Below are 14,974 nucleotides of genomic sequence, written 5' to 3'. Positions count from 1 at the left end.
TGGCGGGCGGGCGGCTTCCCGCCACTCCTGGCGAGGTGGCGATCCGCGCGGACGCGGACCTGCCGGTGGGCGCCACGTTCGAGGTGCAGCCGACCGGCGGCGGCGACCCCGCCCCCGTCACGGTGGTGGGCCTGTTCGACCTGGCCGGGCAGCCCGACATGAAGTCGGCGTTCCCGCTGTACGCGACCGACGAGCAGGTTCAGCAGTGGGCGCCGAACGGCGCCGGCGGGGACGTGCGCGTGGCCTCCGACGGGACCGTGCCCGACGCCGCACTCGCCGCGGAGATCGAACGGCGGCTGGCCGACGTGCCCGGCACATCCGCGGTGGAGGTGTCCACCGGCGCCGCCGAGGCCGACGCGCTCGCCGAGTCGTTCATGGGCGGTCGCGACGTCTACACACGCGCCCTGCTGGCGTTCACCGTGCTGGCCGTGGCCGTGGCCGCGCTCGTGATCGGGACGACCTTCGCGGTGGTGTTCGCCGCCCGCGTGCGCGAGACGGCGCTGCTGCGGTGCCTGGGCGCCTCTCGGTTGCAGCTGCGGGTCTCGGGCATAGCGGAGGCGCTGGCGGTGGGCGCGCTGGCCACCGCGGCCGGGCTGGCCCTGGGCCGGTTCGCGGTCTCGCTGGCGTCCCGGGAGGCGCCGCGGCTCGGGGTGACCATCCCGCTGCAGGAGGTGACCGTGCCCGGCCGCGCGTATCTGCTCGCCGCCGCGGTGGGCATGGGCGTCACGGTGCTCACCGCGCTGCCGTCGTTGTGGCGGGCCACCTCCGGCAGTCCACTCGAGGCGATGCGCCCGGCGGACGTGCGACCCGACCCGTGGTGGCGGCGACTCGCGATGGTCGTGGTGGGCGCGGCGCTGGCGGCGTTCGGTTGGCACTCGATGTCGGCCGCGGTGGCCGCACGGGACGTGGTCTCCGCCGGAGCGTGGGGGGTCCTGGCGTTCCTCGGCGTCCTCGCGGTGGCCGCCGGGGCGCTGCCCACCCTCCTGGGCGCGCTCGGGACGGTGGTGGGCGTGGTGCTCGGCCCGGTGGTGCTCCTCGGCGCGCGCAACACCGCCCGCAGCCCGCGGCGCACCGCCGCCACCTCGTCCGCGGTCCTCGTGGGCGTGACGCTCACCGCGACGATGGCCACCGGCATCGCACTGCTCGGGCCCGCGATCCAGGCCCGCCTCGTCGACCGGGTCCCCCTGGACGTGGCCGTCACCGCGCCCGATGGTCTCCTGCCCGCCGGACTGCCCGAGTCCCTGCCCGAGACCCGGGGGGTGGCCGAGTCGCTCGTCGTGACGGACATGTACGCGGAGGACCCCCAGGGCAAGCGCACGGTGCTGCGGGTGGCCGACCCGGAACGGATCCGCGAGGTCATGCGCCGCGACGTGGACCTGCCGGGGCCGGGCGAGATCATGCTGCCCGAGTCCTCCCCCGTGGCCGCGGACGCCAGCGACGGCGACACCGTCCGGTTCACGTTCTTCTCCGACGACGACGGCCGCGACCTCGTGGTGCGCCGGACGAGCGACCAGTGGGCCCTCGCCTCTCCGGACAGCGTGCCGGCCTGGCCTGTGGCGCGACTCCCCGACGGTTCGCCCTGGCCTGAGAGTGTGGAGGTGCCCAGCCAGTTCGTGCCCCGCACCGAGCTGTGGCTGCGGATGGACGACGCCCTGGAGGGCGAGCAGCTCGACGCCGCCCTGCAGGACGTGCGCTCGACCGTCGTGGACGCCGCTCCCGACCTGGCCGTCACCGAGAGCTTCGCCTCCCGCGAGCAGATCGCCACGTCCGTCCGGACCGTGCTCACGTCGAGTTCGCTGCTGCTGGCGGTGGCGGTGGCCCTGGCGCTGGTCGGCGTGGCCAACACGCTCACGCTGGCCGTCCGCGAGCGGACGCGGGAGATCTCGCTTCTGCGCGGCGTGGGCGTGACCCGTACCGGCGTCTGGCTCATGCTGGTCCTGGAGACGCTGCTGGTCGCGGTGTGCGCGGCCGCCCTGGGCGTCGTGCTGGGCGCGGCCTTCGGCTCCGGGGGCGCCGAGGCCCTGACCGGTGCCGGTGGCGGGGTCGGCGGTGTCTTCGGCGGACTGACCGGCGTCACCGGAGTGGGCGGTAACGAGAACCTGCCCGTGTCCGATCTGGTGATGGTGGGGGTCGGCGGAGTGCTCGCCGCACTCCTCGCGGCCGGTGTCGCAGCCCTGGGCGCTGTCCGTACCAGGGTCACGACGAGCTGATCACCTGCGAAATCGACCCCGCCGCACTCATCCGGTGGCCATCCTTTGACAGAACTGAGACACTATCGTTATGCGAAATCGGGTGCTCCTCTCCGCCGGCGCAATCGCGCTGGTTGCGGCGTCGTGCGCGCAGCCGGAACCGCAGGTGCTTTCGGAGGGGCCACGCTCCGCGCCCGCGATCGAACTGACGTCGCCCACCGCGACGACGGACCGCGAAGAGCAGTCGGGGAAGTTCATCGCCCGGTGTGCGACCGATGCCGACGGGGGCACCCCGGGAATGACCATCTTCACCGACGGGTCCCAGGACGTCACCGATCACTGCCTGAGCCGCTACTACATCGGGGTCCAGCCGGCGCCCGGGGCGTTGTACGTCCCCGATGAGGAGGCCGGCACCTACGCTCCCCCGAGCGAGACCTCGACTGCTCAGCCGACCGGTGAGCAATGGACACCCGCCCAGCCGCGCACCGACATCGATCCGCTCGAGACCGAGCGAATCGATGACCGTGACACTCGCGATGACGAGACGACCGCCGATCGGCCGGACGCGCCCGGCACCGACGATCCGGACAGCGGCACCCCCGGCACGGACGAGCCCGGCAGCACCACGCCCGGGACCTCACCCGATGTGACGACTCCGACGTCACCGCCGCCCACCACCGGTCCCGGCGGGACCGAACCGGGCGGCACGGAGCCGGGCCAGAGCGAGCCCGGGCTGCCCGACCCGAGCGTTCCCGGCGGGGCGGAGCCCTCGACGACGCACTCGTCCGATCCGACCTCCGTTCCGACGGAGGCGGATACGAGTCGACTCCAGCCGCCGGCTCCGCACACGTCCGTCCCGCCGACCCGGGAGTCCGGATCGCTGGGGTCCGCGGGATCGGACGCCTCCGGCGAGCCGCGGAGCTCCGTGCGCATCCCGGACTTCCGCTGGCCGGGGTCGTTCTGGCCGGGCGGCCCGCGCAGCTGACACGCCCGCCCGGCACCGCGCTCCCCGCCGTGCCTGCCCCCTTCCGGGGTGGGCTCAGGCCTCGTTCATGCGCCGCCGCAGGTCCTCGCGTTTTTCGCGACGCCCGGCGTCGACCTCCGCGATGCCGGAGTTGATCTGCGCGCGCAATCGGCTGAACAGCACCATCGACAGCGGCAGCGCGATCACCACGGCGATGATCGCCGCGACCAGGACCGGGATCTGCACGCCGGCGAGGCTGCCGAGCCCGATGATCACCAGCGTCAGCGCCAACACCAGTAGCAGGCGGACGATCGTGTAGAAGACCATGTTCCGGGCCAGGCGGGCACCGGGCGAGCTGCCCTCCGGGTTGGTGGCCGGCATGGTCGACCCGTCCGTGGGGTGTGTTGATTCGTCTCGCTCGCTCATGCTCCCCAGGATACGTATCGTGGTGGAAAGGAGGTTCGAGTGATCTGGCTCTTCGCACTCATCGGGGTGGTGACGGTGGCGATTCTGCTGTGGCGGGCCTTCGGGCCGGGCTCACGGCCGGCTCCCCCGCGCGTCATCGCTCCCGACGACGATCCGGAATTCCTGCGGGACCTGGACCGTCGTAAACCGCTGGACCCCTGACGCCATACGGGCCGGGCGGGTCGCCGGCTCACCGGTCGCGCAGACCGCGTGGGGTGCCTCGATCAGCTGCGTGCCAGCAGGCGGACGATGGAGTCCACCGCGTCGCTGATCTGTGCGCCCGTGCGGTCGAACACCTCGGACTCCCGCCCGATCGGGTCCTCCACGTCGAGCGCTGGATCGTCGGTGTTGATGTTCAGCCGCGCGCGCGACAGGCCCGCCAGCGTGACGGACTCGTCCGAGTCGGCCAGCCGCGCGGCCTCGAGGAGCGTGTAGGTCTTCTTCCACAGCAGGGGCGCGAGTTCCTGGACGGCGTCGCGGTGCGCGCGGGTCGCGGTGAGGACGAGGTCCTTCCCGGTCAGCAGCTTGGCGGTGAGCAAGCGCGACGCGAACCCGTCGCCCTCACCGCCGTAGCCCTGCAGCACCCGCAGGGTCTCGCGGTGGATCTCCGCTCCGTTGGCGGCGCGGGTTCCGGCGGAGTCGACCGTCACGTCGAGTCCGGCCGCGGCGGCGCGTGCGGCCAGCAGTCGCTCGGCCAGCGGAGAGCGACACATGTTCCCTGTACACACCGTCATCACGGAAAGCGCCATGCGTCGATCCTAGTCGGCGGAGAGTTCGCCTCTTCTCCCCCTGCATCCGCTCCCGCTCGACCATGCCCGACCCAGCGGTCCGCCGCAGCCGCGCGCGACCATGGCGTCTCGCTCCGCCCGGCGCGCAGGCGAGACGCCATGGACAGGAGCGTCGATGCCCGTGGCGTACATCCCCAGGCGCGAGACGCCACCGGCAGGAGCGGCTACCCGCTGGTGCCGGGTGGAGCGATCATGCGAGTCGCAGCCCGGTGGCAGGGCTCTCGCGCGACACTACGGCTCACTCACTGCGCGACGATACGACTCACTCACCGCGCCACTGAGGCGTGCGCTTCTCGAGGAAGGCGCTCATCCCCTCCTGCGCGTCGCACGTGACGGCGTTGGTGGCCATGGTCTCGGCCATCTCGCGGTAGGCCTCGTCCTGCGGCAGGTCGATCTGCCGGTAGAAGGCCTGCTTGCCGATCTCCAGAGTCAGCGGGCTCGCATCGGCGATCTGCGTGGCGAGCTCGTCCACACGGGCGCGCAGCCGGTCGGCGGGGACCGACTCGTTGATCAGCCCCCATTCGACGGCGGTGGTCGCGTCGATCGTCTCGCCGGTCAGCAGCATCTGCATGGCGCGCTTGCGGCCGATGTTCCGGGAGACCGCCACCATGGGCGTCGAGCAGAACAGGCCGATCTTCACGCCGGGGGTGCCGAAGCGGGCGGTGTCGACGGCGACTGCCAGGTCGCAGGTCGCGACGAGCTGGCAGCCGGCCGCCACCGCGTGCCCCTGGACCTCGGCGATCACGGGCTGACGGATGGCCTGGATGCTCTCCATGAGGTCGACGCAGACCGAGAAGATCTCACGTTCCTGCTCGAGGGTGCGCTCGACCATCTCGCTGATCTCGTGCCCGGCCGAGAGCGCCGGCCCGGAGCCTGTGAGCACGACGACCCGGCAGTCGGGGTCGTCACCGAGTGCGCGGATCGCCGCGGTGGCCTCCCGCATCATCTGCAGGGACAGCGGGTTACGGCGCTCGGGCCGGTCGAGCGTGACGCGGGCGGTCGGACCGGTGTTCTCGACGAGGACGAACGGGGTGCTCACTGGGGGCCTCCGTGAGGGGTGAGGGGTCCCCCTTTTTCTACCGTCTGATCGGCGCGCGCGGGCCGGGACCGGGCGAGGACGCCCCCGCAGGGCTCGGTCGGCCCCGCCGGAGCAGCTCACGCCACACCGGCCCGGCCCGAACGGCCCACGCCGATCAGTTTGCGGCCGCGCGGTGCTGTCCGTCGCACCACTGTTCGGCGGGCACGGCCGCCTTGACCTGGTCGACGTGTTCGCCGCAGCCCTCCCAGGTGGTCTTGCCGCAGACGGGACAGGCGACGGGGTAACACATGGGGATCTCCTTGATCGTCGGATGGATATCGGCCGACCGCGCCGTCAGCGCACGGTCCGACAATGCACGGTCCAACAGTGCACGAGTCGTCGGTGCGCGGGTCGGCGGGGCAGATCGCCGAGAGTAGGTCAGGCCTCGGCGGGACGCCACTGTGCGTCCACAAGGGGGGTGGCTTCCCGCAGCCGCTCGACGTGCGAGCGGCAGGCGTCCCACTGCGGGAGTCGCCCGGCGGCCGCCACGTCGAGCAGGCTCGGCGCGTCGCGGTCGCGGTCGCTCATGACGTGCTCGATCGCGGTGCCGTCGAGCGCCATCTGCGGCCAGTCGATCGCGATCTTCGGGTCGAAGGCGTCGATGACGTGCTCGGCGCCGGGCCGCCAACCCTCCGAGCAGAAGTACATCACGGTGGACTGCGGCTCCAGGGCCAGGAATCCGTGGGCGACGCCCTCGGGGATGTAGACGGCCCGCTGCTCGACGGAGTCGAGCAGGACGCCGGCCCACTCGCCGAAGGTCGGTGATCCCACGCGGACGTCCACGACCACGTCGAAGACGGTGCCGGACGGGCACAGCACGTACTTCGCCTGCCCGGGTGGCACCTCGGCATAGTGCAGGCCGCGCAGGACGCCTTCGCCGGAGACGGACACGTTGACCTGCGCGAGGTCGAACCGGTGCCCGGTCATCTCGCGGAAGGCGGGGTCGGTGAACGCCTCGTGGAAGACCCCGCGGTCGTCGGAGATCTGGCGCGGCGTGATCTCCCACGCCCCCGTCACACTGAGCTCGCGCAACTGCACGTCCGTCCCGCCTTCCCCTCGTCGATCGTGACCCGTCCCCGCGCCGCGCCCACCAGCGCGGGCACTGCCCGGCGCGGTCGCCCACCCGTGGCGCCGACCACCCTATCCGCGCATTGCGTCGACGATCTGCCCGGCCGTCCACTCGCCGATGAGGAGGCAGCTCATCGCGTCGTCGTGGACGGAGACGTCCTCGCGCCACCCGGTGATGACGAACTGGAAGACGTACGTGGCCTCGTCGTCGCTCCATCCCACGATCAGGCTCGAGGTGGCCATCTCACCGGGCTCGGCGGTGTAGGTACCGCGCAGGTAGCGGTAGATGCTGGTGACGGCCCCGGCGGACTCGTCGCCCTCGCCGGCGACCTCCTCGAGCAGCGTCCAGTCGGCGAGTGCGTCGGCGGTGGCGACGATCATCTCGACCGCCTGCTCGGTGTCCATCGCCGGGGCGACGCGGGCGCAGGTCGCGACGGCGTTGGGCGAGAAACCGTCGCGGTGGGCGCCCGGGTCGACGTAGATCACCGCGGACGGTTCGGGCGACTCGATGCGCTGCCACGGCGGGCTGTCCACCCACGTGAGCGGCTGGCCGGCGACGGCCATGGGCGGGCTCGCCTCGAGGGCGCGACCGGTGGAGGCACAGTACTCCTGGATCGAGGTCACCTGCGGGCCGCCTCAGCCTTGCAGCCCGGCGCCGACGATGTGGGCGCCGCCGTCCACGACGAGGGTCTGGCCGGTGATCCAGTGCGCGTCGTCGGAGAGCAGGAACGCGACGGGGCCCGCGATGTCGTCGGGCACGCCGAGTCGCCCGGTGGGCAGGGCGGCACCCATCGCCTCCTCGCGACCCTCGTACAGCGCCTCGGCGAACCGGGTCTTGACCACGCCCGGTGCGACGGCGTTCACGCGCACCGACGGGCCGACCTCCACGGCGAGCTCCTGGGTGAGGCGCATGACGAGTGCCTTGGTCGCGCCGTACCAGCCGATCCCGGGCGACGGGGCGAGGCCGGCGATGGAGGCGATGTTGACCACCGCGCCGCCGCGCTCGCCGAGTCCCGAGTGGTAGACCTTCTGCGTCCAGGACAGGGTGCCGAGCGCGTTGACCTCGGTGATCTTGCGGGCCGCGGCGAGGTCGATATCGACGGTGCGGCCGTAGACCGGGTTGATCCCGGTGTTGTTGACCAGCAGATCGATCGGCCCGAACTCCTGCTCGGCACGGGCCAGGACCTCGCGCTGGTGCTCCTCGTCGTCGCTCTTCCCCGCCACGCCGAGCACCCGGTCGGGCGCACCGAGCTCGGCGACGGCGGCGTCGAGCCCCTCCTGGCCACGGGCGGTGATGACCACGGACGCCCCCTCGGCGAGGAGTCGCCGGGCGATGCCCAGACCGATCCCCCGGCTGGCGCCGGTGACGAGGGCGGTGCGTCCGGCGAAGCGGTCGGGCACGACGGGGCCGGTGCGGGGGGCGGGAAGGGGGGTGGCGGTCACGGCCGTCTCCTCGGGGTCGGAAAGCGTGTGGCGTGCGCGGCCCAGCCTAGATGTAAGCGATGTGTCGGTCGTTCATGGGATTCCTCAGCGGTCCCTCCGTCTTTTCTTCTCTGCCGCGCAGCCGGGCGATAGAGTCTGCGACAGGTCCTATCCGGCCGCCCCCACAGGCGGCGTCACTACCCCGGGGTGTGTGCATGTCACCACTAGTTCCACGCGGTACGGCGGACTCGCCGGTGTGCTCGATCCTCGACATCCCCGGCCCCCGCTGGTTCCAGTCGAGCGACCCCATCTGGCGGGTCCACGGCGACGCGTCCACGCCGATCGGCATCACGACCGGCCTGCTCATGCTGTCCGCCGATCCCGCGTACGCCTCGGTCATGGTGGCGTGCGGTGCGGACGAGAACCCGTGGACGATGGACGACTACCTGCACGACCTGGTGGAGATCTCGACGTTCGGCACCGTCGACGACGCGATGGTGACGATCGAGCACGCGCACCGCGACCGCAGCTCGTTCAACGGCACCACGGAGCACGGGGACTACTACTACGGTTCCGACCCGGCGTTGGTGGAGTGGGCGCAGGCCGCCCTGGCGTGGGCACTGCTCGCGGCGTTCCAGCGGTTCTCGGGTCGGCCGCTCACCCCGGCCGAGTCGGACCGGTACGTGTGCCAGTGGGCGGGCCTGGCCCGGCTGCAGGGCGCGCGGGCCTTCCCCACCACCGTGCGCGAGCTCGAGCAGCTGCTGCGGGGCGCCCGTGGCCGCGCTCGCGACACTGTCGCCGGGCGTCGCGCCGCCCGTCGGCTGCGGGAGACCGCCCGGGCGTGCCGGGGCGTGTCGGAGAACTCGGTGACCGCGCACCGGTCGTGCACGACGGTGGTCGACGCGGCCGCGAGCCTCGTGCCGTCGGACGTACGTCGGGCGTTGGATCTGCCGCACCGGCCGATGGACCGCAGCGCCGTATTCGGTCGGATCGCCCGCGCGCACGAGGGGCTGACGTCGCCGCGGCTCACCACCCGCGCCCCGATCGCGGCACCGTCGGCGATGCGGGCCCAGACCGCCTGACCCCGCGTCACCAGTGGCCGTTGACGCGGCCCTTGATCCACCCGGCGACCTCCCACACCAGGTGCACGGGCAGCATCGCGCGGTCGACCCGGTCGATGGGCGTCATCCGCACGTCCAGGTCGGTGGCGTTGCGCATCCATGTCCCGGCGCGCAGTGTGTGAGGGCGATTGGTGACGACGAGGACGCGCTCCCACCCGCGGGCCCGCGCGATCGCGTCCACCGTCAGCGCCTCGCCCCAGGTGGTCCGCGGTTCGGGCGAGAAGCACACCACCTCGGCGTCGGCGGGGCGGGCGATGCCCGTGCACAGCCGGCGGGCGACGGTCTCGGAGTTGCCGCCAGGGTTGCTCACCAGCAGGGTGTCGGCGTAGCCGGCCTCGACGAGGTCGCGGGCGTACAGGTGTCGGCCGTCGTCGGCGCCGGCGAGCATGACGACCGCGTCGGCGCGCACCGGCTCGTCGCCGTGGGGCTGGAGGAGGAACGCGCCCCAGGCGGTGAGGGCGAGCGCGGCGACGACCACGGCCGCGCCGACGCCGACCGCGACCCGGCGGAGGGCGCGGCGGCGGGATCGGCGGTGGAGGCGCGGGGTCACCGCGGTGTGGGTGACGACGACGAGGTGTCCCCTCCCCCGGCCCCGGGCCCGGCTCCGAGTGCGGCGCGCAGGCTGTCGTCCCAGTCGGGCAGCGGCGTCAGGCCGGCGGCCGCCCAGGCCCGCCCGGACAGCACCGAGAACGCGGGTCGCGGGGCGGGCCGGGGGAAGTCGGCGGTGGTGCAGGGGCGGACGCGGGCGGGGTCGGCGCCGAGGTAGGCGAACGTGCGGCGCGCGACCTCGTACCAGGTGGCGCGGCCCGCGCCGGCGGCGTGCAGGACGAGGCCGCGGGTGTCGACGGCAGCGGTGTCGATGGTAGGAGTGGCGGCCTCGTGTGTCGCGGTCTCGCCGGCGGCGTGGTGCGTGGCGGCCTCTCGTGTCGTGGCCTCGCGGGCGAGCATCTCGAGGATCGCCGCCGCCAGCGTCGGCGCGTGCGTGGGTGAGCCCCACTGGTCGTCGACCACGCTCACCTGGTCCCGCTCCCGCTCGAGCCGGGCCATGGTCGCCACGAAGTCGCCTCCGGGGATCGCCGACCGCTCCCGCTCCGGCCCGGTGTACAGCCAGGACGTCCGCAGGATCGTCGCCTCGGGGTGGGCGGCCAGGACGGCGTGCTCGCCGGCGAGCTTGGTGCGGCCGTACACGGTGGCCGGGTCGGTGACGTCGGTCGGCTCGAGCGCCGGCGCGGTCGCGGGATCGGGCCGTCCCGCCCCGCCGCTGCCGCGCGGCACCTCGCCGGAGAAGACGTAGTCGGTGCTGACGTGCACCAGCCGCAGACCGCGCTCTCGGCAGGCCTCGGCGAGGATCCTCGACCCCTCCACGTTGACCAGGTGCGCCCCGGACTCGTCGTTCTCCGCGCCGTCGACGTCGGTGTACGCGGCCGCGTTGATCACCACCGCAGGCTGGTGCCGGTCCAGGTACCCGGCCACGGACTCCGCCCGGGTGATGTCCAGCTCGTCGCGACCCGGCGCGAGCACCCCGCCCGGGTGGGCCAGCCGCAGGTGGGTACCCAGCTGTCCGCGCCCGCCGGTCACCAGCACGCGCGGCAGCGCGTCCCGGCGGGCGGCGACGCCCCCGTTGTCCGCGTTCACAGTCTCCGCCCCTTCTCCCGGCGCAGGACATCCAGCAGATACCGGCCGTACCCCGACTTCTGCAGGACGTTCGCGCGATCGGTGAGCTCGTCGTCGTCGATATATCCCATCCGCCACGCCACCTCCTCCGGGCAGCCGATCTTCAGGCCCTGCCGGTCCTCGATCGTGCGGACGTAGTTCCCCGCGTCGAGCAGCGAATCGTGGGTGCCCGTGTCCAGCCAGGCGGTACCCCGCGGCAGCACCTCGACCTGCAGGCGGCCCTGCTCCAGGTAGTGCCGGTTGATGTCGGTGATCTCGTACTCCCCGCGCGCCGACCTGGCCAGCCCGCGCGCCACGTCCACCACGTCGGCGCTATAGAAGTAGAGCCCCGGCACGGCGAAGTCCGACGACGGGTTCTCAGGCTTCTCCTCGAGGCTGATCGCGCGGCCGTCGGCGTCGAAGTCGATCACCCCGTACTGGCTCGGATCGGCCACCCGGTAGGCGAACACCGCGCCGCCGTCGAGGTCGGCGAACCGGCGCAGCTGCGTACCCATGCCGGGGCCGTAGAAGATGTTGTCGCCCAGGATCAACGCGACCGGCTCGTCGCCGATGTGGTCCGCGCCCAGCACGAACGCCTGCGCCAGCCCCTCCGGGGCGGCCTGCTCGACGTAGCTTAGCGTGATCCCGAACTGGCTGCCGTCGCCCAGCAACCGCCGGAACTGCCCCGCGTCCTCGGGCGTGGTGATGACGAGGATGTCGCGGATCCCCGCCAGCATGAGCGTCGACAGCGGGTAGTAGATCATCGGCTTGTCGAACACTGGCACCAGCTGCTTGCTCGTGGCCAGCGTCAGCGGCCGCAGCCGGGTGCCGCTGCCACCGGCCAGGACGATGCCCTTCACCGCGCCATCCCCGCCGTCACAGGACCTTCTCCGTCCGGGCGTACGTCGCTTCGACCCGCTCCTTGACCGGTTCCCACCAGTCGCGGTGGGCGGCGTACCACTCGATGGTCTGCCGCAGGCCCTCGCGGAAGTCCGTGTGCTGCGGCTCCCAGCCCAGCTCGGCGCGGGTCGCGGAGGCGTCGATCGCGTAGCGCAGGTCGTGGCCCGGGCGGTCGGTGACGTGGTCGAACCCCGGGTCACCGCCGATGCCCGAGACGCCCATGAGCTCGCAGATCATCCGCATGACCTCGAGGTTGGAGCGCTCGCCGTCGGCGCCGATGAGGTACGTCCGTCCCGGCTCCCCCGCCTCGAGGATGCGCAGAACCGCGGAGTTGTGGTCATCGACGTGGATCCAGTCCCGCACGTTGGCTCCACTGCCGTAGAGGCGGGGCCGCCGCCCGTCGAGGATGTTGGTGATCTGCCGCGGGATGAACTTCTCCACGTGCTGGTAGGGCCCGTAGTTGTTCGAGCAGTTGCTGATGGTGGCGCGCACCCCGAAGCTGCGGACCCACGCGCGCACCAGCATGTCCGCGCCCGCCTTGGTCGCCGAGTACGGGCTCGACGGGTTGTACGCCGTGGCCGGGGTGAACTTGGCCGGGTCGTCGAGCTCCAGGTCCCCGTAGACCTCGTCCGTCGACACGTGGTGCAGGCGTACGTCGTGACGGCGGCAGGCCTCGAGGATCGTGTACGTGCCCACGATGTTCGAGTGTACGAACGGCCACGGCGTGGCGAGCGAGTTGTCGTTGTGACTCTCCGCCGCAAAGTGCACGACCGCGTCGCGCGGCCCCGTCAACTCGGAGACCAACCGGTCCGTGATCGCGGCGTCCGCACAGTCGGCCTCCACCAGCCGGACCCGGTCGGCGGGGAGCCCGTCCAGATTCGCGCGGTTGGCGGCATACGTCATGGAGTCGAGCACCGTGACGTGGGCCTGCGGGTACTCGCGGACGACGGAGCGGACGAAGTTGGCGCCGATGAACCCGGCTCCCCCGGTGACGACGAGGCGCATGGGCACAACCCTACCGCCCGGCCGGACCGCCGCCCGACGGCTCATCGCCACCCTGCGAGGGCGGGTGCCCTGCCGCCCAGCGACGTTTGGTCTCGCGCGACCTGCGCGACTGCCGCACCGCCACCACCGCCAACGCCACGCCCGCCAGCAACGGCACCCACACCTTGCTGTACTCGAGCAGGAACTCCACCCACCCCGGGACCGAGATCTCCGGCAGGGTGATCGACGGCAGCGTGATGTCCGACCAGGGGATGTCCGGCCACGGAATGCTCGGCAGGGAGAACTCCGGCCACGGAATGTCGATGTCCGGGATGCGCTCGAGGATCCAGTCGAGCACCGGCTCGAGGATGCGACCGATCAGGGGCAGCAGCACGATCATCGCGATCGCCCAGCCCGACCTGCCGATGCCCGCCGCGACCGGGTAGACGGCGCGCTTCCACGGCGTCGACGCGATCGCCTCCAGCCGGGCCTCGGCGGCGGATCCGGGCGGCGGGTCGAAGTGCACGATGTCGCGGCCCTCGCGGAACGTCACCTGGCGGACCGCCGTGTCGAGCATGTTCGTGCGCACCTGGATGCGCGGGCTCGAGATCGGCGGCGCGGTGGTGTGCTCGCCCGGCTTCGGCGGGTCCGCGGTGAGCGAGAAGCGCCGGTCACTGATCTGCCGGGCGCGCGCGACCACCTCGCCGTCACGCAGCAGGGCACACCCCGGGGATGCGACGGCCGCTGGGGTGGCACCCTTCTTCGGCGGCTTCCGCTGCGGGTACCCGGGGTCGACGGTGCGGAGTTCCTCCGGCGAGCCCACCGCGAACTCGAGGACCCCGTGCTCGGGATGGTCGAGGCGCCAGATCTCCGGCACGCCGTCGGTGGTGGGGGCCTCGGGGACGGGCAGGTCGGGCGCTGGCCGGTTCTCGGTCATCGCGGGCTCCTCGGTCGGCGGTCAGCCCCGCACCCTACTCGGCGCGACGCTGCTCTCCGCAGGCCCCGGCGACTCCGCTCGGCGGCGGATCGATGGCCTCGCTATCGGGGCTGGCCTCGGCGCCGGGAGCCGTGTCGTCGTCGGGAGTCGTGTCGTCGTCGCCACCGGTAGCGTCATCGCGCTCGCGCCGGAGCGTCCGGTACTCCGCGATCATCTTCTCCCGGCGGCGGTTCTCCCAGTCGCAGGCCCGGGTGTCACGCGGTGTCACCTGGATGACCTCCTCGGCCGCGATGCCGGACCGCAGCTGCCTGACCCTCAGCACCTCTGCGTCGAGACGCACCCCGAAGACCACAGCCATGTTGACTAGCCACAGCCACAGGAGGAAGACGATGACGCCGGCCAGCGAACCGTACACACGGTTGAAATTGCCGAAGTTGGCGACGAAGAAGCTCAGACCTGCCGTGGCGACGCCCATGATCGCCAACGCGGCCGTGGCCCCCAACGACACCCAGGAGAAGCGGCGCCCGGAGATGTTGGGCGCGAACCGGTAGAGGATCGCCAACGCCAAGATCATTGCGACCACGGCAGCCGGCCACTTGGCCACTCCCCACACGGCCAGCGCCGTGCTCCCGAGCCCGATCCAGCCGCCCACCGTCTCCGCCACCGGTCCACTGGACGCCAGGGCCACCCCGCCGATGGCGACCAGGACGATCAGCAGAGCCGTCAGCGCGAGACCCTCGGGCAGCAGACGCCACGGCGGCCGCCCCTCGTCGATCCCGAACATCGCGTTAATGGCCCTGCCGAGCGCCCGCACGTATCGCGACGCCGACCACAGCGCGACCGCCGTACCCACGAGGAGCGCGGTGCCCGCGGCCGGGGTCGTGACCAACGCCTCGACCGGCTCGCGGACGGGATCGAGCACCTCCGGCGGCGCGACGTCAGAGAGCATGTCCATCACCGCATCGACCGTTCTGGAGCCCTGCCCGAAAACGCCGAGCAACGACACCACCACCAGCACCGCCGGGAACAGCGAGAGGACGCCGTAGTAGGTGAGCGAACCGGCGAGGTCTGGGCCGCGGTCGCGGAGGAACTCAGCAACCGAGCGGACGAGCACCATGCGAACGGTGCGCAGTCCTCTGCGGATGGTGGCAGCGGGCCGGTCCGAAGTGGTCATACCCCGATTGTGGTCGCTGTCGACCCGTCCCGCGCCAGCCTCGCCGCGAGGAGGCCTCCCCGGGGCTGCGGGTGACGCTGGCGGGCGACGCCGGCGGGTCGAAACCGGTGGATCGCAGCTGGCGGGTCGAAACCGGCGGATCGCAGCTGGCGGGTCGAAACCGGCGGACTCGTGCCCGGAGTTCGCCTGCCCGACCACACCCGCTCCTCGGCATGGCGTCTCGCGCGCACC

General features: G+C 72.4%; 17 protein-coding genes. 4 read left to right on the top strand and 13 right to left on the bottom strand.

The annotated features are described in order from the left end of the window. Window positions 1–2,210 (top strand): FtsX-like permease family protein (locus DCI01S_RS11580; protein WP_061229367.1); only part of this gene is annotated, 2,210 nt, incomplete at its 5' end. Window positions 2,211–2,280: 70 nt separating this feature from the next. Further along, window positions 2,281–3,174 carry a hypothetical protein gene (locus DCI01S_RS11575; RefSeq protein WP_244881711.1) on the top strand — a complete coding sequence of 298 codons (894 nt, stop codon included), beginning with the start codon at window positions 2,281–2,283 and terminating at the stop codon, window positions 3,172–3,174. 54 nt (window positions 3,175–3,228) lie between these two features. Here DCI01S_RS11575 and DCI01S_RS11570 read toward each other — a convergent pair whose 3' ends face one another. Beyond that, window positions 3,229–3,579 (bottom strand): DUF4229 domain-containing protein, encoded by a 351-nt coding sequence (locus DCI01S_RS11570; protein WP_174521553.1) that lies wholly within the window; start codon window positions 3,577–3,579, stop codon window positions 3,229–3,231. A gap of 39 nt (window positions 3,580–3,618) precedes the next feature. Here DCI01S_RS11570 and DCI01S_RS17580 point away from each other — a divergent pair, with 39 nt between their 5' ends. Next, window positions 3,619–3,780 carry a hypothetical protein gene (locus DCI01S_RS17580; protein ID WP_165001057.1) on the top strand — a complete coding sequence of 54 codons (162 nt, stop codon included), beginning with the start codon at window positions 3,619–3,621 and terminating at the stop codon, window positions 3,778–3,780. Window positions 3,781–3,842: 62 nt separating this feature from the next. On the opposite strand, the gene DCI01S_RS11565 is transcribed toward DCI01S_RS17580, so the two are convergent. The 6 genes from DCI01S_RS11565 to DCI01S_RS11540 all read right to left on the bottom strand — a co-directional run bounded on the left by DCI01S_RS11565 (window position 3,843) and on the right by DCI01S_RS11540 (window position 7,995). Then, window positions 3,843–4,367, bottom strand: a complete 525-nt coding sequence (locus tag DCI01S_RS11565) for an arsenate reductase/protein-tyrosine-phosphatase family protein (protein WP_061229361.1) — start codon at window positions 4,365–4,367, stop codon at window positions 3,843–3,845. A gap of 301 nt (window positions 4,368–4,668) precedes the next feature. After that, complete coding sequence (locus DCI01S_RS11560; protein ID WP_061229360.1) at window positions 4,669–5,445, bottom strand: enoyl-CoA hydratase; 777 nt, start codon at window positions 5,443–5,445, stop codon at window positions 4,669–4,671. A gap of 154 nt (window positions 5,446–5,599) precedes the next feature. Further along, complete coding sequence (locus tag DCI01S_RS18065; protein WP_256386798.1) at window positions 5,600–5,734, bottom strand: DUF8730 family Cys-rich protein; 135 nt, start codon at window positions 5,732–5,734, stop codon at window positions 5,600–5,602. 128 nt (window positions 5,735–5,862) lie between these two features. Continuing rightward, window positions 5,863–6,522 carry a dTDP-4-dehydrorhamnose 3,5-epimerase gene (gene rfbC / locus DCI01S_RS11550; protein ID WP_061229358.1) on the bottom strand — a complete coding sequence of 220 codons (660 nt, stop codon included), beginning with the start codon at window positions 6,520–6,522 and terminating at the stop codon, window positions 5,863–5,865. Between the two features lie 102 nt (window positions 6,523–6,624). Further along, window positions 6,625–7,176: an LpqN/LpqT family lipoprotein gene (locus DCI01S_RS11545; RefSeq protein ID WP_061229357.1), complete on the bottom strand. Its 552-nt coding sequence runs from the start codon at window positions 7,174–7,176 to the stop codon at window positions 6,625–6,627. Between the two features lie 12 nt (window positions 7,177–7,188). Continuing rightward, window positions 7,189–7,995 (bottom strand): SDR family oxidoreductase, encoded by an 807-nt coding sequence (locus tag DCI01S_RS11540; protein ID WP_198150812.1) that lies wholly within the window; start codon window positions 7,993–7,995, stop codon window positions 7,189–7,191. Between the two features lie 194 nt (window positions 7,996–8,189). Here DCI01S_RS11540 and DCI01S_RS11535 point away from each other — a divergent pair, with 194 nt between their 5' ends. Next, window positions 8,190–9,056, top strand: a complete 867-nt coding sequence (locus DCI01S_RS11535; protein WP_244881710.1) for an oxygenase MpaB family protein — start codon at window positions 8,190–8,192, stop codon at window positions 9,054–9,056. A 7-nt stretch (window positions 9,057–9,063) separates the two neighbouring features. Here DCI01S_RS11535 and DCI01S_RS11530 read toward each other — a convergent pair whose 3' ends face one another. The 6 genes from DCI01S_RS11530 to DCI01S_RS11505 are packed head-to-tail and all read right to left on the bottom strand — an operon-like array spanning window position 9,064 to window position 14,743. Continuing rightward, entirely contained in the window at window positions 9,064–9,645 is a 582-nt protein-coding gene (locus DCI01S_RS11530; RefSeq protein WP_061229355.1) for a YdcF family protein, read from the bottom strand. Then, window positions 9,642–10,730 carry an SDR family oxidoreductase gene (locus DCI01S_RS11525; protein WP_061229354.1) on the bottom strand — a complete coding sequence of 363 codons (1,089 nt, stop codon included), beginning with the start codon at window positions 10,728–10,730 and terminating at the stop codon, window positions 9,642–9,644. The genes DCI01S_RS11530 and DCI01S_RS11525 overlap by 4 nt, the downstream gene beginning before the upstream one ends. Continuing rightward, window positions 10,727–11,608, bottom strand: coding sequence for a glucose-1-phosphate thymidylyltransferase RfbA (rfbA, locus tag DCI01S_RS11520; RefSeq protein WP_061229353.1), 882 nt, complete (start codon window positions 11,606–11,608; stop codon window positions 10,727–10,729). Before rfbA ends, DCI01S_RS11525 begins: the two co-directional genes overlap by 4 nt. Before the next feature lie 16 nt (window positions 11,609–11,624). Beyond that, entirely contained in the window at window positions 11,625–12,653 is a 1,029-nt protein-coding gene (rfbB, locus tag DCI01S_RS11515; protein ID WP_061229352.1) for a dTDP-glucose 4,6-dehydratase, read from the bottom strand. 10 nt (window positions 12,654–12,663) lie between these two features. Continuing rightward, entirely contained in the window at window positions 12,664–13,569 is a 906-nt protein-coding gene (locus DCI01S_RS11510) for a hypothetical protein (protein WP_061229351.1), read from the bottom strand. 34 nt (window positions 13,570–13,603) lie between these two features. After that, on the bottom strand, window positions 13,604–14,743 hold the full coding sequence (locus tag DCI01S_RS11505; protein ID WP_082767768.1) for a YihY/virulence factor BrkB family protein: 1,140 nt from the start codon (window positions 14,741–14,743) through the stop codon (window positions 13,604–13,606). Between the last annotated feature and the right edge of the window lie 231 nt (window positions 14,744–14,974).

It is taken from the genome of Dietzia cinnamea NBRC 102147, from assembly GCF_001571065.1.
GTDB classification, from domain to species: domain Bacteria; phylum Actinomycetota; class Actinomycetes; order Mycobacteriales; family Mycobacteriaceae; genus Dietzia; species Dietzia cinnamea.
The sequence above is the reverse complement of the archived record's forward strand: the minus strand, read 5'-3'. Positions and strand labels throughout refer to the sequence as shown.